Source organism: Streptomyces sp. JLBG701, from assembly GCF_058544905.1.
On the sequence record NZ_CM178588.1, the window covers coordinates 8,797,238 to 8,816,505 of the forward strand.

Consider the following 19,268-nt stretch of genomic DNA (forward strand, 5'->3'; position numbering starts at 1 on the left):
GCGCCGGGAGCGTCGGGCCGCCCCCGGTCATGTCGACAGCACCGTGGAAACTCACGAGCCGACGGATAAGTTCCTAGTCATGCCGGGACCGGGTTCAGGCGCGGCTCCGGTGGAGGAACGCGTCGAGCCGCGCCTGTTGCCCTCGGTGTGAGCGTCACGCTTCCGCGGGGGTCTGCGGGACAGCGTTGGCCGCGCGTGTCTCTTTCCGCCGCTGCCGACGGCTCTTTCGCGGTTCCTGGTCCGGCAGCCACCCGAAGGTGAGGCAGCTGCCGACGACCCCGAGGAGGAGGCCGATGAAGAAGCCGCCCATGTTGGAGGTGACCCAGGTGCCCAGGGAGAGCATGACGCCGGTGATCGAGTAGAAGAGGCGCTGGGCCGGGCTGAAGAGAGTCAGCAGGCCGCACAGCACCATCAGCGCCGGCAGGAGATAGCCCGCCAGGCCCTGCATACCGATGTGCAGTACGACCTTCATCGACGCCTTCTCGGTGAGCAGGACCTCCGCCCCGCCCAGGGCGAGCAGCAGCCCGCCCCAGAACGGACGATGGGCCCGCCAGCGTCGGAAGGCGGGCCGCATCCCCACTCGTTGCTCGTCCGGCATCAGCAACCCGTGCTGCTGAAGCTGAGTTTCAGGCCCGGAAGCTTGAACACCCCAGCGGTGGTCGCGTAGTTGGTCTGCCGGAGGTTGGCGATGCGCACGGTGTCGGCCTGCTGGCTGAAGACACCGAGCGGGCCCTTCACGCCGGCCTTGGTGAGCGTGCTGGCGTCGTTGCCGATCTCGATGTTGTTGAACGACGCGTCGCCGGACAGCTCGGTCGAGTCGGTGGTCAGGTCGGACGCTTCCACCTTGTCGGCGCCGCTGCCCGCCTTGATCAGCAGGTTGGTGCCGCCGAGGTCGACGCTCTGGCACAGCTTGGTGAGCGTGGCGTTCTTGATGGCGGAGGTGATGACCAGGACCTGGCCGCCGGTGTCGCCCGCGTTCGGGCTGCCCTCGGCCATGTTGTCGAGGCCGCCGAACTGCTCGAATCCGGTGCCGTTGAGCTCGGTCGCGGTGACCGTGAAGGGCATACCGGAGATCGCGAACTGGACCCCCAGCGCTCCCTCGGCGGTGAGGACCAGGAGCGTCGCGGCGACGGCGGTGGCCGGCACCGCCATCACGGCGGCCCGGCGCAGCCGGACCCGTCCGCGTCTCTCGGTGTCGGAACCGCTTTCAGGGTTCTCGGGGTTGTTGTCGGCGGACGAAGTGGCGTCCGTGGACGAGGCCATGTCTGCTCCCATGGGCATAGTCAATGCGGGTTGGGCTTCAGCGGCATCGTTGTCCTGGCGCGGACAGCGGCTGGGACGCACACCCCGTCACAACTCCCGGAGGATGCAAGGGCTTTCTCGTTACGCACCAGTAGCCGCCGAGGAAGTTACCGGTGGTTACAACCGAGGGTCAAGCAACTTGTGAGAAAAGAGTGTTGATTGTGCGTCACCTGTGGATCAAGGGGTGACTCCAAACATCAACTTCCTTTCTACGCCTTGACGTTGACGGACACTCAGGTCTAGAACTCTCCCTGGCTTCTCCAGATCCGTGGCGCCGGATCCGCCCTTCCCGGACTTCCCTGTCCGCATGGGCGTTTCGCCTCGCGAAACAGCCCCCCGAGTCCGACTCTCCAGGCGCCGGCACGGCCTCTTCCCCCCTGGTCCGTGCCGGTGGCCCCTCCCGCCCGGTCCGGCCGGAGGTTCATCCCACGGGTCTTCGGTCGATCACCGGCCGGTTGCCGTTGCCGGTCCGTCACGTACGGAGAAGGCGTCACGGGCCGGCAACGGCGCGCGCCGACACGCGTCCCGCGCTGTCACCCCCACCCTCGTACCTCAGGAAAGAGGCAAACCCGCATGCGTATACGCTCTCTGTTCCCCCTCACCGCCGCTGCCGCCGCCCTCGCGCTGGCCGTCGCCGCCCCCGCCTCGGCCGCCGATGTCGCGGTCCTCACCACCGGCGGTGTCGGCGGGACCACGATCGCCGACGGCACCGCCCTCACCGCATCCCTGGCAAGCGGCACCGCCGCCACCCTCTACTCCAGCTCGACCGGCACCAGCGGCATCTCCTGCGCGGCATCCACGTTCTCGGCCACCGTCGCCGACGGCGGCAACCCGGTCGCCCCGGGCGCCGCGACCGAGTCGCTCACCGCGCACACCTTCAGCAGCTGCACCTCGAACGTGCTCGGCGTCACCGGCGTCACCAGCATCACGGTCAACAACCTGCCGTACACCACCACCGTGAACTCCGACGGCACCGTCACCGTGACCCCGGCGTCCGGCTCCACCATCCAGACCACGATCGTGCTCAGCACCCTGCTGGGCAGCATCAACTGCGTCTACCAGGCGGCCAGCCTGACCGGCACGGCCAGCAACACCGACAACAGCATCGCCTTCAGCAACCAGGCGTTCACCAAGTCGTCCGGCTCCTCGTTGTGCTTCAGCGCCGGCTACTGGACCTCCAAGTACGCCCCGGTCAGCACCAGCGCCGGCGAGGCGGTCTACGTCAACTAGTCACCGCTGAGCGGTAGTTCAGCGTCGGCGCAGACGAAGCGCCAGGGCGGCGCCCCCGGTGAGCACCAGCACCGCGGCGGCGCCGCCCGCGATCATGGACGGGCCCGAGTCGGAGTCGGCCGTGGAAGCCACCGGCGTGCTGTCGGGGGCGGTGCCGACCTCCTGGGGAGTGGCCGAAACCGGCACGGTGGGCGAGGGGCTGGCCGACGTGCTGGGCTTCGCCGTCCGCTTGGCCGTGGGTGAAGGGCTGCCGCTCGCCTGCTTCTTGCCGCTCCCCGCGGTGGCCGAAGCGGCGGCGCCGCTCCCGGCCGCCGCCGGGAACACCACGTCCGAGCAGGAGTAGTACGTGTCCGCCGTGCTGCTGTTCTGCCAGATCGTGTACAGCACCTGACGCCCCGTCCGGTCCGACGGCAGCTTCGCCGAGAAGCGGTACGCGCCGTTCGTCAGCGCCGGATCCTTGACCTGGGCGAACGGCTGCTCCGGCAGGTCGGACCAGGTCAGCGGCTTCGAGGGGTCGTACCCCTCCTTCGTCAGATACAGCTTGAACGTGCCCGTGTGCGGGATCGTCGAGACGTACGTCATCGACATCGTCGCGCCGGGAGTCATCCGCGTCGACGGCCAGTCGGAGCGGGCCAGGTCGAGCCCCTTGTAAGGGGACAGCCCGCCGCTGCACAGCTGCCCGTCGGGGATCGTCTGCCGGTCCTGGCCGTTCACGTTGGCGACCCGCAGGTTGTCCCACAGGGTGAAGGGCTGGCCGTTCGCGGCGACGGCGGCTTTGCAGGCGGCGGACGAACGGGCCTGGCCACTCCCCTCGGGAGAGCAGGCGAACACCCGGCTGACCGGATTCGTCGGCGCGCCGTGCGCGTAGGCCGTTCCCCCGGTCCACAGCAGGAGCGGGGTCACGGCGGTGACCGCCAGGGCGGTGCGGTATGCGGTCATCCGGGACATCCGGAACGTCTCCTCGGCCGGCACGGGAACGGTCTGCGGTGTGATTGCTGCTCTGTGACTGCTGCTTTGTGAGTACGGAGAAACGGCCCGGCGCGTTCACTCCGCGACAACCGGTCCGTAGTCGGCGCGAAGGGAGCCATTACCGGTCAACTGTCCGATGTCGAGGGTGTATTTCAAGCCGGATCGAGGGTTTCCCCCATATCCGGATGACCACGTCTTTGCCTATCGTTCGAGCACAGCTGGCCCACAGGTAACCCCGGACGGGCCGACGCTCGCGCCTGGCCGGCCATCGCGCCTCGCTTTTCGAGGGGGTGTCTGGTGGATCTGGCCGGTTCCAAGATGCCGCGCCTGATCAGCATGGCTGAGCGGGGTCTGGTGCGTGCAACTGCAAGGCGGAGGAGGGAGTCGACGCGGAGCGTCGGCGACCGACGACAACGCCGCAGATGTGCGTGCCAGACCCCGCGACCCCGGCGAGATCCACCAGGCACCCCCTGAACCCCCCTCCGCTTCGAGGACGAAGCGAATCGACCGCCGCTCCGCCGCCGCTCTGTGCTGCCCGGAGCACGGCCACGAAAGGCAAGCACTTGCGCACCTCACCCGCCATGAGACGGAAGCTGATATCCGTCGCCGCGGTCTCCGCGGCCCTGCTGACGGCGGCCACCGCCTCGGTCGCCGTCGCCCAGGAAACCCCGGCAGCCACCACCCCGGCCGCCCTCACCGAGGCGGCCCCCGGCACCCTCGCCGAGCGCCTCATCGTCGGCTACAAGTCCGGCGCCGCCGAGGCGAAGTCGAACACGGCCGCCTCCGCCGACGCCGAGGCCAAGGGCAAGGAGTCCGGCGAGAGCCTCGACTTCCAGCGCCGCCTGGGCACCGGCGCCGCGCTCGTCGACCTGGGCGAGGACCTCACCGGGGCGGATGTCGCCGACGTCGTCGCCGAGTACCAGGCCGACCCGCAGGTCGCCTACGTCGTACCGGACCGTCTGAACACGGCGAAGGCCGACCCGAACGACACCGAGTACGCCAAGCAGTGGGACCTCTTCGAGGCCACCGCCGGCATGAGGGTCCCGGGTGCCTGGACCACCGCCACCGGCACCGGCGTCACCGTCGCCGTCATCGACACCGGCTACGTCACCCACTCCGACCTGGCCGCGAACATCGTCGCCGGCTACGACTTCATCGCCGACACGGCGGTCTCCGTCGACGGCAACGGGCGCGACAGCAACCCGGCCGACCCGGGCGACTACTACGCGGCGAACGACTGCGGCTCCGGCGTACCGGCCAGCGACTCCTCCTGGCATGGCACGCACGTGGCCGGCACCATCGCCGCGGTCACCAACAACAGCAAGGGTGTCGCGGGCATCGCGTACGGCGCGAAGATCTCCCCGGTGCGCGTGCTCGGCAAGTGCGGCGGCTACGACTCCGACATCATCGACGCCATTACCTGGGCGTCCGGCGGCACCGTCTCCGGTGTCCCCGCCAACGGCAACGTCGCCAAGGTCATCAACATGAGCCTGGGCGGCGACGGCGCCTGCACCTCGGCCACCCAGAGCGCCATCACCGCCGCCGTGAACCGCGGTACGACCGTCGTCGTGGCCGCCGGCAACGAGAGCGACAACGTGGCGAACCACTCGCCCGGCAACTGCAACAACGTGATCTCGGTCGCCGCGACCAACCGCACCGGCGCCAAGGCCTCGTACTCCAACTACGGCTCCCTCGTGGACATCTCGGCGCCCGGCGGCCAGACCAGCACCGGCACCGCGAACGGCATCCTGTCCACGCTGAACTCCGGCGCGAGCACGCCGTCCACGGAGTCTTACGAGTACTACCAGGGCACCAGCATGGCCACCCCGCACATCGCGGGCCTGGTCGCGCTGATGAAGTCGGCGAACTCCGCGCTGACTCCGGCCCAGATCGAGTCGGCCATCAAGACCAACGCCCGTGCCCTGCCCGGCAGTTGCTCGGGCGGCTGCGGTGCCGGTCTGGCGGACGCGGCCAAGACGGTGCAGGCGGTGAGTGGCTCCGGCGGGTCCACGGGGGGCACCACCTTCACCAGCGGCTCGGCCGTCTCCATCCCGGACAACGGCTCGGCGATCGAGTCCTCCATCGCGGTCAGCGGCATCAGCGGCAGCGCGCCGTCGGCCCTCCCGGTCGCCGTCGACATCACCCACACCTACCGCGGTGACCTGGTCATCGACCTGGTCGCGCCGGACGGTTCGACGTACCGCCTGAAGGCGTCCAGCACCTCGGACTCGGCCGACAACGTCAAGACCACCTACAGCGTCAACGCCTCCAGCGAGACCGCGAACGGCACCTGGAAGCTGCGCGTCCAGGACGTGGCCTCGGTGGACACCGGCACCCTGAACAGCTGGAAGCTCACCTTCTGAGCCAACGGGAGCAGAGAACCGGCCGCTGAGCGGCCAGAAGCGGGCGAGCCGGCCGGTGCGGATGGGCACCGGCCGGCTCTGCCATACACACGCGCCTACTCGCGCGGCCGCGGATCAGCTCGCCGCCAGGCCCTCGGAGGTCATGACCCGGGATCCCCGGTCGGACTTGCTGTCCAGGGCGAGGAGCACACCCGGCACCGCGATGCCCGGCAGGATGTGGCTCCACAGCACGGAGATCCGGTGCGCGAGGTCGCTCCGGTCGGTCAGCGCCTGGGACATCAACTGGATACCGGCGAACCCGCCGACCACCAGCTCCGCCGTGTCCCTCGGCTCCACCGTCGGCAGCAACTCGCCCTGCGCGCGGGCCTGTTCCAGCAAACCGACGAGTTGGTCCGTCCACAGCCGATACGGGCCGGAGTGATCGACCCCGGGAGGCGCGCACGGGTCCACCGTCAGCCTTACGCTTCCCTTGAGCAGGGTGTTGCTGAGCAGCCGCTCCCCGAAGACGAACGTGATGTCGACGATCTCCTGGAGCTTGCACGCCCGCGCCGGAACCGCGCCAAGGGACAGCTGCTCGTCGAGCACCGCCTGCGCCAGGGACTCCTTCGACGAGAAGTGGAAGTACAGGGCCCCCTTGGTCACTTCGGCCCTCTCCAGCACCATCGCGATGGTGCTGGAGGCGTAGCCGTGCTCGTCGAACACCGCCCCCGCGGCTTCCAGGATCGCCCTGCGCGTTCTGATGGCGCGCTCCTGCTGTGCCATAAGAGCCCTTCTCCACAGCCGAGTTGGCCGGTGCCCCGAGCGGCGCGCCGGGCCGGGCGCTCACAACTGCGGTTCACCTGGGTCTCATTGAAAACAAACCGGTCGCCTCGTACTCTAAACGCTCACCGGCGCGGGCACTTCGCCGTCTGCCACTGCCTTCGGGGGACGAAGGAGGGACATGTCGCACCTGCGTCAGCTCGCCGACACCCCGGCGACGGCCGAGACCATGACGGCCACCGTGCCACGCCAGCTCGTGCACCGCGCGGCGCTCGCGGAAACGTTTCTCACCGGGTGGACCACTACCGGCGAGGACCGATTCACCGTATCCGCCCAATGGCCACGGGCGCACCAGTTACACGTGTCGCCGGACCGGTCGGCGTACGAACCGCTGCTCGTCGTGGAGACCGTCCGCCAGTGCGGGGCACTGCTCGCGCACACCGAGTACGACGTTCCGCTGACCCACCAGTTCGTGCTCCAGGAGCTGCGGATCACGACGTACCCCGACCACCTGGCCGTGGGTGCCGTACCCGCCGAGCCCGTCCTGGACATCACCGTCTCCGACGTCCGGCTGCGCGGCGGGCGCCCGGCCGCGATCCGCTGCGACACGGACGTAAGGCTGGCGGGTGAGCGGGTCGCGAGCGCGCGGCTCGGCTTCGCGTGGATGAGCGAGTCCGTCTACCGCCGGCTGCGAGGTGGCCGTACCGCGGCAGGCGTGACCGCGCTGCCGGTTCCGGCCGGCCTGCCGGCCGCCGCCGTGGACCGCGCCCTGGCCGCGGACGTCGTCCTGGCCCCCGCCGACGGCCCGGACCGCTGGCGGCTGCGGGTGGATACCGCGCATCCGGTTTTCTTCGACCATCCTCTCGATCACATACCGGGCATGCTGTTACTGGAAGCCGCCCGCCAGGCGGTACGGGCACGGGCCGCCGGAGACCGGCTGCCGGTGTCGTTCCACACCACCTTCAGCAACTACGCCGAACTCGATGTGCCCACCTGGATAGAAGTGAGGGAATCAGGGGGCGACGACGTACAAGTGGTGGGGACACAGGGAGAGTCGACGATCTTCGAATGCGTGGTCGGTACCGTCGCACGGTGAGCTATCGTGTACAGGGGGTAAGAAACAAACGGCATGACCCGTTCTTTTCCGACCCAGGAGTGTTCAGCCGTATGGCGAGGCAGTTACGCGCCGAGCAGACCCGCGCGACGATCATCACGGCGGCCGCCGACCTGTTCGACCGCCAGGGCTACGAGTCGACGAGCCTGAGCGACATCGTGGAGCACGCCCAAGTCACCAAGGGCGCCCTGTACTTCCACTTCGCTGCCAAGGAGGACCTGGCGCACGCCATTCTGGAGCTCCAGTCCCGGGCCTCGCGCCAGGTGGCGATCGAGATGGACGGTCGGGGCTACACCTCGCTCGAAGCGCTGATCCGCATCACCTTCGCCATAGCGCGGCTGTCGGTCGAGGGCCCGATCCCCCGAGCGGGCCTGCGCCTGGCCACCGGTGGCGTGGAGGTGCGGGCCCCCCTCAAGCACCCCTTCACGGAGTGGCTGGACATCGTCTCGCGCAAACTCCTCGGCGCCGTCAAGGAGTCCGACGTACACCCGGACATCGACGTCGACGCCGTAGCCCACTCCCTGGTCTGCTTCTTCGTCGGCACCCGCGTCGTGAGCCGCTCCCTCGAACCCGTCACCCGCCAGCCCCGCCGACTGGCCGAGATGTGGCACATGACGATCCGCGGCCTGGTACCGGTACCCCGCCGGGCCCGCTATCTGAGCCTCGCGACGCGGTTGGAGCGGGAGATCAGACCCCCGTGAGGTGGGCGCTACCGTGAGCCGCATGCCCGACACCCCACCCCCACCCGTGCCGCCCGTGATTCTCGGCAACGAGCCCGGTTCCTTCCCGTACAGCGTGCTGGCCGAGCGCCATCCGGCGATCATCCAGCAGGTGCGGGATGCCTTCCCCTACGGCCCCGAGCAGCACCGTGCTCTCGACGCGCTCCTGAAGAGCTGCGCCGAGGGTGTGATCGAACCGCTTCCCGGCGACGCTCACGACCGGGAGCTGTGGCGGGCGTGGGGGCTGGGCGAGTACGCCGGCCAGTCCTGGTTCGACGTGCCCTGGCTCTGGTCCGAGAGCTACTTCTACCGCCAACTCCTCGACGCGGTCGGCTACTTCGGCCCCGGTGCCTGGCAGGGCGTCGACCCTTTCCGCCCGTTCAAGCTCGCGGAACTCGACGCCCCCGAGACGGACGAGGAGTTGGCGGCGCTCGACGAGCTGGAGGGCAGGCCAGCGGCGGAGCAGGCGCAGGCGTTGCTGCACGGCTCCCTGTGGGGCAATCGCGCGGACCTCGGTTTCCGGCTGTCGGCGGTCGCGGGGGCCGGGGGCGGGGATGCGGTGCCCGGGCTGGTCGCCGACGACGGCGAGGCCCTGTGGTCCATCCTCGGAGCCTCCGCATCCCCGGGCACGCTCTGCCTCATCGCCGACAACGCCGGCCGCGAACTCATCCCCGACCTGCTCCTTATCGCCCACCTCCTGGCCGACGGCCGGATCCGGCAGGCGACCCTGCACATCAAGCCCTACCCGTACTACGTCTCCGACGCCACGACCGCCGACGTGGTCGACGCGCTGCGCAGGCTGAGGGCCGCGAAGGGGGCGGCGTCGGCATACGGGCACCGTCTGTGGTCCGCCCTTGCCGACGGCCGCCTCACGGTGCGGGCCCACCCCTTCGCCGCCGCCCCGCTGCCGTTCACGGAGATGCCGGACGACCTCCGCGAAGAGTGCGCCGCGGCGACGCTGACGATCGTCAAGGGCGACCTCAACTACCGACGCCTGGTGGGCGACCAACTCCGGCCCCCGACCACACCGTTCACCGACGTCACCGCCTACTTCCCCGGCCCGGTCGCCGCCCTGCGCACCCTCAAGTCCGACGTCATCACCGGGCTTGCCGCGGACACGGAGGCCGCGCTCAATGCCGCGGAGGGGGAGCGGTGGCGGACTGGTGGGACGTATGCGCTGATTCAGGTGCGGGGGTAATCGGGGCGGGTCGGGGCGGGTCAGTCGAGGGCAAGGGGTCGCGGGACTGGACCACGCGTACTTTCGCCAAAGAGTGATTGAACGGCTGACCGGTATGTGGTGATCATGCCAAAACCTTGATAGGCATGCCCGCATGCCGTTACGTCAATTGCGCTCGGGAACAGGAAAGTTCGCGGCAGGTCTGGCCGCGCTCGCGCTGGTCGTCACGGCCTGTGGCGGCGACGGGGACTCGTCCTCCTCCGCCGGCGGGGACGACCGGATCACCGTGGCCGCCCTGCCGCTCATCGACTGCGCCGCGCTCTACATCGCGCGGGACCGCGGCCTGTTCGAGAAGGAGGGCCTGGACGTCCGCATCCAGCAGATCCAACAGAGCCTCCAGGCGCTGCCCGCGCTGGCCAAGGGGCAGGTCGACGTGGTCGCGAGTTCGAACTACGTCACCTACTTCCAGGCCCATGAGAAGGGCACCCTCGACATCCGTATCGTCGCCGAGTCGATCAGGGCCGCCCCGCACATGATGGACGTCCTGGTGCCGAAGGACTCGGACATCAAGACCGCCGCGGACCTCGCGGGCAAGAAGGTCGCCGTCAACGTCCTCAACAACGTCCAGTCGCTGACCCTCAACGAGATCCTGGCGAAGCAGGGCATCGGCCAACCCGTCTACCGCCAGGTCGCCTTCCCGCAGATGGGCGCCGCCATGGACAAGGGACAGGTCGACGCCGTGCACGCGGTCGAGCCCTTCGACAGCGTCATCCAGGACGAGTTGCAGGCCAGGGTCGTCCTCGACGGAGCAGCCGCGCCGGTCGAGGACATCCCGCTCAGCGGATACATCACCACACGCCAGTACGCCACCGAGAACCCGAAGACCCTGGCCGCCTTCCAACGGGCCATCAAGGCCGCCGCGAAGATCGCCGCCGAGGAACCGTCGGCCGTACGTGCCGTGGTGCCGACGTACACGAAGCTCACCGAGGAACAGGCCAAGACGGTCGGGCTGCCCACGTTTCCGCCCACCGTGGATCCCGAGCAGATCGCCCGGCTCACCGAACTCATGGAGAAACAGGGGCTGTTGAAGAAGGCGATCGATCCGGCGACGCTGCTGGTGAAGTGAAGCAGCGGTGGCGGTACGGGGTGTGAGGACACGTCAGGAAGCACTGCTCGGCGCGCTCGGCGTACTCCTCGCCTTCGGCGTGTGCGAGGCGGTGAGCCGGGCCGGGATCGTCCGCCGCACCTATCTGCCGCCGGCCTCCGAAGTCCTGGCCCGGGCCTTCGAGTTGGCGGGCGACAGCGCATTCCTGGACGGCGTCGGCGCCACCCTGCGCGCGTGGTTCCTGGGACTCGGTCTCGCCTGTGCGATCGCGATCCCGCTGGGGCTGCTGCTCGGCAGCGTGCCGGTCGTGGACGCCGCCGTACGCGCCATCGTCGAGTTCCTGCGCCCGCTGCCGTCCGTCGCCCTGATCCCCCTGGTCTCGCTGCTCCTCGGCGCGGGCACCGAGACCAAGGTCGCGCTCATCACGTACGCCTCGGTCTGGCCGATCCTCTTCAACACCGTCTACGGCCTCGGCGAGACCGACCCCCTCGCCAAGGAGACTCTGCGCGCCTTCGGCTTCGGGCGCCTCGCGGTGCTGCTGCGCGTCGAACTGCCCGGCACCGCCCCGTTCATCGCGGCCGGCATCCGCATCTCGGCCGCGGTCGCCCTCATCCTGGCCGTCGCCACCGAGATCCTCGCCGGCTTCGGCGAGGGCCTCGGCATCTTCATCGCCCAGGCCGGCCTGGCGACGGACGGCACGAAGGACGTCCTGGCGGGGGTGGTGTGGGCCGGCGTGCTCGGGCTGGTCATCAACGGCGTACTGGTGTGGGGCGAACGCCGGTTGTTCCCATGGACACCGGAACAGCGGGAACGGGCGGCGTACAGAAGGGGGTTGACGTGAGCCGGGCCGAGGTCGCGGTGCGAGCCGTCGGCGGCACCCGCGCACCGAGCCGACGGGCGACCGCCGCGCGCGGGGCGCTGCTGCGCTGGCTGGTGCTCGCGCTCGCCGTCGCCGTCTGGGAGGTCGCCACCCGCACCCACGACAGCGTTTACTTCCCTCCGCCCGGCCAAATCATCCGCCACGCCTATGAGTTGTGGTTCGCGGGCCCGGTCGCGCACGCGTTCCTCACCAACGCCGCCGTCGACAACATCCTGCCCAGCCTCGGCCGCATGGCCACCGGATTCGCGCTCGCCGCCCTCGCCGGAATCGCCCTCGGCGTCGCGGTCGGCCGCTCGCGCGGGACGTACGCCCTGTGCAACCCGGTGCTGCAGTTCGCCCGCGCCGTACCGCCCCCGGCCCTCGTCCCGGTCTTCGTCGTGGTCTTCGACTTCGGTACGCCGATGCAACTCGCGTCGATCGTCTTCAGCGCCGTCTGGCCGGTGCTGATCAACACGGCGGAGGGAGCCCGCAACATCGACCCGCTGCGCCTCGAAGTCGCCGCCGTGCTGCGCCTCAACGCGGTCGAACGGCTCCGCTTCCTCGTCCTGCCCACCGCGCTGCCCCGCATCTTCGCGGGCCTGCGCCTCAGCCTTTCGCTCTCCCTCATCCTCATGGTGTTCTCGGAACTGCTGCCGGGCACCGCGAACGGCATCGGCTTCACGCTCACCGACGCCCAGTCGCGTTCCGACCTGCTCACCGTGTGGGCGGCGCTGGTCCTGCTCGGGGCGCTCGGCTACCTCCTCAACACCGGCCTGCTGGCGGTCGAGAAGCGGCTGATCGGCCAGGGGAGGTCGACCGCGTGAACCGGAACATCCGGGACGCACTCCACCACGACCCCGGGAACAGGTGACCGACCCGCATGCTCCGCCTCGACTCCCTCGGCCAGCGCTACGGCGACCACCGCGTCCTGCACGACATCACCCTCACCGTGCCCGACGGGCAACTCCTGTGCGTCGTAGGCCCGTCGGGCTGCGGCAAGTCCACCCTCCTGCGCACCGTGGCCGGTCTGCTCCCCGCGCGCGAAGGCAAGGTCACCATCGACGGAACGCCCGTCACCGGAGTACCCGACCAACTGGCGGTCGTCTTCCAGGACTACGGACGCTCGCTCTTCCCCTGGCTCACGGTCCGCGAGAACGTCGCCCTCCCACTGCGCCGCCGCGGCCTCGGCCGGGCCGAACGCCGCGCCGAGGCCGAGCGCATCCTGGAACGCGTCGGCCTCGACGGAGCCGCCCGCCGCCACCCCTGGCAGCTGTCCGGCGGCATGCAGCAGCGCGTCGCCATCGCCCGCGCCCTGGTCTGCCGCCCCTCACTGCTCCTCATGGACGAACCCTTCGGCTCGCTCGACGCCCAGACCCGCGAGGACCTGGAGGACCTCCTCCTGGAGGTCCACCGCACCGACGGCGCGACGATCGTGTTCGTCACCCACGACATCGACGAGAGCGTCTACGTCGGCGACCGCGTCGTGGTCCTGTCACCGGGCCCGGGCTCTCATGTCGTCCTGGACCTCCCGGTCGAACTGCCGGGCAAACGCGACCAGATAGCGACCAGGGGCCTGCCGGAATTCGTGGCGCTGCGGGCGGAGGTAGGCCGAGCGGTGCGCTCGGGTACCTCCCATTAGCCGCTCAGACCACGCTCACGTCCTGCCAGACCATCCGGTGATCCGACGTCGGAACCACCGTTCCGTTGCCCACCAGCCGGTACAGCGGATCGTCCGACGTCGGCCAGAAGACGCCGTTCGCGCCAGGGAGCAGCCCTCTGGACGGGATGACGTGATCGACCCGCAGGTTGCCCGGCGCGGTGTCGTTGAAGTCGCTGGTGTCATACGCCGGATCGCCGGTCTGCGCCGCGTTGGCGCCGCCCTGCAGCCGCGCCGCCTCGACCCCGCCGGCACTCGCCGGGGGAGTGCCGGGCAGCCGCACGGCCGGGTGGTCCACGAGCAGCCGTACGGCGTGGTCGTAGCTGTCGCCGTCGTACGGATCGGCGTTGAGGTCACCCGCGAGCACGAACCGCGCGCCGGGCCGCAGTCCACCCCGTACGCCATTGTCGTCGTACAGATAGGCGCCACGCCGCCGCCCGCCGATGTAGTCGGCCCACAGCCGGATCTCGTCGTGGTTGCGACGGCCGTTGCGGTCCTCGGTGCCGTCGAAGGTGGGCGGCGTCGGGTGCGAGACCAGGAAGTGCACGGTGTCGTGGCCGACGCGAACCGGCACATCCCAGTGGCTCTTGGAGGAGAGCCGGAAGATCGCCGTCGCCGCGTCGCTGTAGTAGCCCGGCGGCATGACGTGGCCGGGCATGTCCTTCCACAGGAAGCGCTGGAAGGTGCGTACCGCGCGCGTGTCGATCGGGAACTTGGAGAGTACGACCATGCCGTACTGCCCGGGGAACCAGCCGTAGCCGAACGCGTCCTGCCCGTAGGCGTCCGAACCGGGCGTCGTGACGGCGCCGTTCCTGCCGTCGAAGTCCACCCCGGAGGCCACGCCCGTGTTGACCGGGGCCGTGAAGTGGTACGGGAAGCGGATCGGCTTCGAGCCGTTGTGGCCGACGGCCAGGTAGTTGTCGAGGAAGAGGCGGACCGCGGTGCCGCCCGCGACGTAGTCGAACTCGTTGATCAGCAGGATGTCGGGGTCGACCCGCTGGATGGTCTCCGCGACGTTCTGCGCCTGCGTGTTGCCGGGCGTGGACAGGTCGGTGACGAGGGCGCCCTCGGTGGCGCGGTTGAGGGAGGCGTTGAAGGTGGCGAACCGCACCGCGCGCGTGGGGCGTTCGGCCGCCGACGCCTGGAGTGCGGTGGCGCCGGCCAGCGCCGTCCCGGCGAGGGAGACGAGAGCGGAGCGGCGCGAGAGAGATCTGGGATGGTTCATCGGGACTCCCGGGAGGAGGGACACGTGAACCTCCGTAGTCTCTGCGCGTAGAAGTGAACGCCACAAGTGTTCGCCGGAATTCACGGGTTCATCCGCGATTCACGCGATGGTGTGATCATGTCCCGCCGGGCGGATGGCAGTTCGGGGACACGGGTAGGGCCCGGCCATGACGCAGCCGTTCGAACTCCCGCCCTTCTACATGCCGTACACCGCGCGATTGAACCCGCACCTGGAGGAGGCCCGCGCCCACTCGACCGCGTGGGCACGCGAGATGGGCATGCTGGAGGGCTCCGGGGTCTGGGAGCAATCCGACCTGGAGGCGCACGACTACGGTCTGCTCTGCGCCTACACGCACCCCGACTGCGACGGACCCGCCCTCTCCCTCATCACCGACTGGTACGTCTGGGTGTTCTTCTTCGACGACCACTTCCTGGAGATGTTCAAACGCACCCAGGACCGCGCCGGCGGCAAGGCCTATCTGGACCGGCTGCCCCTGTTCATGCCGCTGGACCTGTCAACTCCCGTACCGGAGCCGCGGAACCCGGTCGAGGCGGGCCTCGCCGACCTGTGGGCGCGCACCGTGCCCTCGATGTCCGTCGACTGGCGCCGCCGCTTCGCCGTCTCCACCGAGCATCTGCTCAACGAGTCCCTGTGGGAGCTGTCCAACATCAACGAGGGGCGGATCGCCAACCCCGTCGAGTACATCGAGATGCGCCGCAAGGTGGGCGGCGCTCCCTGGTCGGCCGGCCTCGTGGAGTACGCGACCGCCGAAGTCCCCGCGGGCGTCGCGGAGTCGAGGCCGCTCAGGGTGCTCATGGAGACCTTCTCCGACGCCGTCCACCTGCGCAACGACCTGTTCTCCTACCAGCGCGAGGTCGAGGACGAGGGCGAGCTCAGCAACGGCGTGCTCGTCCTGGAGACCTTCTTCGGCTGCACCACCCAGGAGGCCGCCGACACCGTCAACGACGTCCTCACCTCCCGCCTCCACCAGTTCGAGCACACCGCCTTCACCGAAGTCCCCGCTGTGGCCCTGGACAAGGGCCTCACCCCGGTCGAGGTCGCCGCCGTCGCCGCGTACGCGCAGGGGCTCCAGGACTGGCAGTCCGGCGGCCACGAGTGGCATCTGCGCTCAAGCCGCTACATGAACGAAGGCGCGCTCGCCACCTCGCCGTTGCAGGGCCTGACCGGTCCCGGCACGTCCGCCGCCGACGTCGGCGCCCTGCTCGCGGCGGCAGGCGCCGAACGCCTGCGCGCCTACACCCACACTCCGTTCCAAAAGGTGGGACCGTCTCAACTCCCCGACTTCTACATGCCGTTCCAGGTCGAGATCAGCCCGCACCTGGAAGGCGCCCGGCACCGCCTGGTCGACTGGATGCACGCCATGGGCATGCTGGCGGAGGGCGTCTGGGACGAGGACAAGCTGGCCGCCGCCGACCTCCCGCTCTGCTCGGCGGGCATCGACCCCGACGCGACCGTCGAGGCCCTCGACCTCAGCTCGCGCTGGCTCGCCTGGGGGACGTACGGCGACGACTACTACCCGCTCGTCTTCGGCAACCGCCGTGACCTGGCCGCCGCCCGCATCACCACCGCGCGCCTCTCGGACTGCATGCCCGTCGATGGCGAGGAGGTGCCCGTCGCCCTCAACGGCATGGAACGCGGACTCGTCGACCTCTGGGCGCTCACGACCGCGGAGATGCCCCCCGACGGGCGACGCACCCTGAAGGACGCGATCAACAGGATGACCGAGAGCTGGGTGTGGGAGCTGGCCAACCAGATCCAGCACCGCATCCCCGACCCGGTCGACTACCTGGAGATGCGCCGCGCCACCTTCGGCTCCGACCTCACCCTCAGCCTGTGCCGGATGGGCCACGGCCCGGCCATCCCGCCCGAGGTCTACCGCAGCGGCCCCGTGCGCGCCCTGGAGAACGCGGCGATCGACTACGCGTGTCTGCTGAACGACGTCTTCTCGTACCAGAAGGAGATCGAGTACGAGGGCGAGATCCACAACGCCATCCTCGTCGTCCAGAACTTCTTCGGCATCGACTACCCGACCGCGCTGGGTGTCGTACACGACCTGATGACCCAGCGCATGCGCCAGTTCGAGCATGTCGCCGCACACGAACTGCCCGTCGTCTATGACGACTTCGGCCTCACGGAAGAGGCCCGCGAGATCATGCGCGGCTATGTGACCGACCTCCAGCACTGGATGGCCGGCATCCTCAACTGGCACCGGCAGGTCGACCGCTACAAGTCCGACTACCTGGCACGCCGCTCCCATGGCTTCGTACCGGACCGCATCCCGACACCTCCGACATTCCGGGAACTTCGTCAGGATGCCGGGAGTTTTTCGGGCTGAACCGTCGACCGCTCCGCGTGCTCGACCGCGGCTCGCGCCAGCGCCCGGACCACCGGGTGCGGGCGTGAGCCGTCCCCGGACAGCTCCGGCTGGAAGAGGGTGGCCAGGAAGAAGGGGTGGCCGGGGAGTTCGGCGATCCGGACATGGCCGTCCTCGTCGTGCCCGGAGAAGCGCAGGCCGTGCGCGCGCAGCGTGTCGAGGTGGCGGGTGGGGCCGTAGGCGCAGAAGTAGCGCTCGGCCGTCCGCGCCGAACCGATCACCGACTGGGCGAGCGAGCCCGGCTCGATCGTCACCACGGCCTCGTGGCCCACGAGCGAACAGGTCAGCGGCTCGATGAGCAGGTCGTCTGCGTCGGGGTCGTTCTCGGCGTGCGCCACGCGCGTGAGTCCGCAGACGTCACGGGCGTATTCGAGCAGCGCGTGCTGGAATCCGCCGCACGTACCGAGGAAGGGGATGCCCGCCACGCGTGCGGTGCGGATCGCGGCGAGGACACCGGCCTCGCTGCGGTACGGGCTGCCGGGCACCACCCAGATCGCGTCGAACCCGGCCACGACGTCCGCGTCCCCGGCCTCCTCGGAGGGGATCCAGTAGGCGTCGAGGACGAGCCGGTCGCGTTCGGCGAGGGCGTCCAGCAGGAGGGGGATTCGGGTGTGCGAGACGACGTTGGGGGAGCGGTCGCCGACCAGGGCGATCCGCGCTGACCTTGTGGCCCCCGTGGATCCCACGGTGTGAGCTGCGGTGTTCGTCATGCAGTTCATCCTGGGCGCGGCCGGTGGTTCACGTCCAACGATGATTCCTGCACCCTCGATAAGCAGAGCTGATGCCATGCGGAATGCTGTCGGGCATGGACCCGCACCTCCTGCGCACGTACGTCGCCGTGGCCCGCCTCGCCTCCTTCTCCGAGGCCGCGCGGGAGCTGGGCTACACCCAGTCCGCGGTGTCGCAGCACATCGCCGCCCTCGAACAGGACCTCGGCGCCCCGCTGTTGACCCGCCGCCCGGTCGCACCCACTCCGGCCGGCGAGCGGCTTCTCGAACACGCGGGCCCGCTGCTGCTGCGCCTGGACGCGGCCCGCGCGGACGTCGTACGGATGGCGGCCGCGCCCGAGCACGGGCTGACGCTCGCCGCGACACCGACCGCGCTCGGACCGCGGGTCGTCGCGGCGCTCCCGGCCGCGGGAGTGACCCTGCGAGTGCTCGCCCGCGACGAGGTCCCCGCGGCGGTCGCCACCGGCACCGCGGATCTGGGCCTGGTCGACGGGCTGGCCGCGCCCAGCGACCCGCTCCGGCTGCCCGACGTAGCGCCCCTGACGACGCACGGCCTCGCCGAGGAACCCGTGTGCGTCCTGCTGCCCGCCACTCATCCCCTCGCCCGGCGCCCCGGCCTGCGCCTGGGCGACCTAGCCGACGCCCGCTGGCTCGACGCCCCCGACGCGGGCCTGCCCCTGACCCAGCTCAGGGCCGCGAACGGCGGCCACGGCTTCCGTCCCGCCCTGCGCTACGAAGGCACCGACGTCCGCGTCCTCACAGCCCTGGCCGCCGCGGGTCGAGGGCTGACCCTGCTGCCCCGCTCGGCGGCCACCGGAGTGACCGGCACGTTCGCCGTCCCGGTCACCGACCCACGCCTCGTGCACCGGACGGAACTGGTCCACGGGGGCTCGCCCAGAGGTGCGGCGGCGACGCTGCTGGACCGATTGGTCGGGCGGCCGTGACCCGAGGCCTGTCAGGGGCTCCCGGGTTGTCTTCCCGTTCTTGACCGCGGGTCAGTCTCACTCGTTCGTGGCTCGTCGTGCGCCGGTGCGCCGGGTAGTCACCTGCCGGAGGCGATCCGATGGAACAGACTGCGTTGCGTCCCAAGCCGATGCCCGGTCAGGAACCGGGCGGCGGCACCAAACCCGGCCCAGCCCGGCGCCCGCACGCCGCACGGCGGCGCGGCCGACGGCTCACGACCCTGCTGTTCGGCCTGTTCGTCGGGACGGTGCTGGTCCTGTCGGGCGTCGGACTCGGCACGGTCGGCGCGACGGTGATCGGCATGAGCAGGCTCGCCGAGCTGCAGCGGCACGCGGGGCAGCCGGGGCAGGGCGCACAGGGGAGCCCGTCGGCGTCGGCGCGGCCCAGCCCCTCCCCACCGCCCACGAACACGACCCCGGCCGACGCCACCCTCGGTGTGGAGGCCGTGGACGCCGAGAAGTCGGGAGCCCTGGTCGTCGGCGTCCACGTCCCCGGCCCGGGCTACACCGCGGGCCTGGTCCGCGGCGACGTACTCCTCACCTTCGACGGCACCCGCATCGACTCGGCGGCGGATCTCGCCCGCGCGGTGACGGAAGCCGACCCGGGGACGGAGATCGTCCTCACGGTCCGTCACATCAGCGGCGGCTACCAGCAGTTGACGGCGAGGCCGGGCGTCGTGACGTGACCAGGCAACCGTGACGGC

At 70.2% G+C, this 19,268-nt stretch carries 18 protein-coding genes; 12 read left to right on the top strand and 6 right to left on the bottom strand.

What is annotated here, in order from left to right:
- Positions 1 to 154 precede the first annotated feature (154 nt).
- On the bottom strand, positions 155 to 574 hold the full coding sequence (locus tag AC5DRG_RS40455) for a DUF6114 domain-containing protein (protein ID WP_491804827.1): 420 nt from the start codon (positions 572 to 574) through the stop codon (positions 155 to 157).
- Between the two features lie 23 nt (positions 575 to 597).
- Positions 598 to 1,263, bottom strand: coding sequence for a DUF6230 family protein (locus tag AC5DRG_RS40460; protein WP_491804828.1), 666 nt, complete (start codon positions 1,261 to 1,263; stop codon positions 598 to 600).
- A gap of 612 nt (positions 1,264 to 1,875) precedes the next feature.
- On the opposite strand from AC5DRG_RS40460, the gene AC5DRG_RS40465 reads away from it, so the two are divergent.
- Positions 1,876 to 2,532 (top strand): Tat pathway signal sequence domain protein, encoded by a 657-nt coding sequence (locus AC5DRG_RS40465; protein WP_491804829.1) that lies wholly within the window; start codon positions 1,876 to 1,878, stop codon positions 2,530 to 2,532.
- A gap of 18 nt (positions 2,533 to 2,550) precedes the next feature.
- On the opposite strand, the gene AC5DRG_RS40470 is transcribed toward AC5DRG_RS40465, so the two are convergent.
- Positions 2,551 to 3,480: a lytic polysaccharide monooxygenase auxiliary activity family 9 protein gene (locus AC5DRG_RS40470; protein ID WP_491804830.1), complete on the bottom strand. Its 930-nt coding sequence runs from the start codon at positions 3,478 to 3,480 to the stop codon at positions 2,551 to 2,553.
- Positions 3,481 to 4,082: 602 nt separating this feature from the next.
- On the opposite strand from AC5DRG_RS40470, the gene AC5DRG_RS40475 reads away from it, so the two are divergent.
- The gene (locus tag AC5DRG_RS40475) at positions 4,083 to 5,864 is read left to right on the top strand and encodes a S8 family peptidase (protein ID WP_491804831.1); all 1,782 of its coding nucleotides are present in this window, start codon (positions 4,083 to 4,085) and stop codon (positions 5,862 to 5,864) included.
- Between the two features lie 114 nt (positions 5,865 to 5,978).
- Here the strand turns inward: AC5DRG_RS40475 and AC5DRG_RS40480 are convergent, their stop codons facing one another.
- Positions 5,979 to 6,626: a ScbR family autoregulator-binding transcription factor gene (locus AC5DRG_RS40480; RefSeq protein ID WP_491804832.1), complete on the bottom strand. Its 648-nt coding sequence runs from the start codon at positions 6,624 to 6,626 to the stop codon at positions 5,979 to 5,981.
- Positions 6,627 to 6,804: 178 nt separating this feature from the next.
- On the opposite strand from AC5DRG_RS40480, the gene AC5DRG_RS40485 reads away from it, so the two are divergent.
- The 7 genes from AC5DRG_RS40485 (at position 6,805) to AC5DRG_RS40515 (ending at position 13,236) form a co-directional block, all read left to right on the top strand.
- Complete coding sequence (locus tag AC5DRG_RS40485; RefSeq protein WP_491804833.1) at positions 6,805 to 7,719, top strand: ScbA/BarX family gamma-butyrolactone biosynthesis protein; 915 nt, start codon at positions 6,805 to 6,807, stop codon at positions 7,717 to 7,719.
- A 71-nt stretch (positions 7,720 to 7,790) separates the two neighbouring features.
- Complete coding sequence (locus AC5DRG_RS40490; RefSeq protein WP_491804834.1) at positions 7,791 to 8,438, top strand: ScbR family autoregulator-binding transcription factor; 648 nt, start codon at positions 7,791 to 7,793, stop codon at positions 8,436 to 8,438.
- A 22-nt stretch (positions 8,439 to 8,460) separates the two neighbouring features.
- Positions 8,461 to 9,654, top strand: a complete 1,194-nt coding sequence (locus AC5DRG_RS40495) for a damage-control phosphatase ARMT1 family protein (protein WP_491804835.1) — start codon at positions 8,461 to 8,463, stop codon at positions 9,652 to 9,654.
- Between the two features lie 133 nt (positions 9,655 to 9,787).
- Entirely contained in the window at positions 9,788 to 10,759 is a 972-nt protein-coding gene (locus AC5DRG_RS40500; protein ID WP_491804836.1) for an ABC transporter substrate-binding protein, read from the top strand.
- Between the two features lie 22 nt (positions 10,760 to 10,781).
- Positions 10,782 to 11,579: an ABC transporter permease gene (locus tag AC5DRG_RS40505; protein WP_491804837.1), complete on the top strand. Its 798-nt coding sequence runs from the start codon at positions 10,782 to 10,784 to the stop codon at positions 11,577 to 11,579.
- Positions 11,576 to 12,421, top strand: coding sequence for an ABC transporter permease (locus AC5DRG_RS40510; protein WP_491804838.1), 846 nt, complete (start codon positions 11,576 to 11,578; stop codon positions 12,419 to 12,421). Before AC5DRG_RS40505 ends, AC5DRG_RS40510 begins: the two co-directional genes overlap by 4 nt.
- A 56-nt stretch (positions 12,422 to 12,477) precedes the next feature.
- On the top strand, positions 12,478 to 13,236 hold the full coding sequence (locus AC5DRG_RS40515) for an ABC transporter ATP-binding protein (RefSeq protein WP_491804839.1): 759 nt from the start codon (positions 12,478 to 12,480) through the stop codon (positions 13,234 to 13,236).
- A gap of 4 nt (positions 13,237 to 13,240) precedes the next feature.
- Here the strand turns inward: AC5DRG_RS40515 and AC5DRG_RS40520 are convergent, their stop codons facing one another.
- On the bottom strand, positions 13,241 to 14,479 hold the full coding sequence (locus AC5DRG_RS40520; protein WP_491804840.1) for an endonuclease/exonuclease/phosphatase family protein: 1,239 nt from the start codon (positions 14,477 to 14,479) through the stop codon (positions 13,241 to 13,243).
- A gap of 166 nt (positions 14,480 to 14,645) precedes the next feature.
- On the opposite strand from AC5DRG_RS40520, the gene cyc2 reads away from it, so the two are divergent.
- On the top strand, positions 14,646 to 16,835 hold the full coding sequence (gene cyc2, locus AC5DRG_RS40525; RefSeq protein WP_491804841.1) for a germacradienol/geosmin synthase Cyc2: 2,190 nt from the start codon (positions 14,646 to 14,648) through the stop codon (positions 16,833 to 16,835).
- Here the strand turns inward: cyc2 and AC5DRG_RS40530 are convergent.
- A complete protein-coding gene (locus tag AC5DRG_RS40530; RefSeq protein WP_491804842.1) occupies positions 16,808 to 17,584 on the bottom strand; it encodes a CTP synthase C-terminal region-related (seleno)protein in 777 nt (258 codons plus the stop codon). The two genes, cyc2 and AC5DRG_RS40530, sit on opposite strands and share 28 nt — an antisense overlap.
- Before the next feature lie 95 nt (positions 17,585 to 17,679).
- Here AC5DRG_RS40530 and AC5DRG_RS40535 point away from each other — a divergent pair, with 95 nt between their 5' ends.
- Positions 17,680 to 18,546 carry a LysR family transcriptional regulator gene (locus AC5DRG_RS40535; protein ID WP_491804843.1) on the top strand — a complete coding sequence of 289 codons (867 nt, stop codon included), beginning with the start codon at positions 17,680 to 17,682 and terminating at the stop codon, positions 18,544 to 18,546.
- 119 nt (positions 18,547 to 18,665) lie between these two features.
- A complete protein-coding gene (locus AC5DRG_RS40540; protein ID WP_491804844.1) occupies positions 18,666 to 19,250 on the top strand; it encodes a PDZ domain-containing protein in 585 nt (194 codons plus the stop codon).
- Positions 19,251 to 19,268 lie beyond the last annotated feature (18 nt).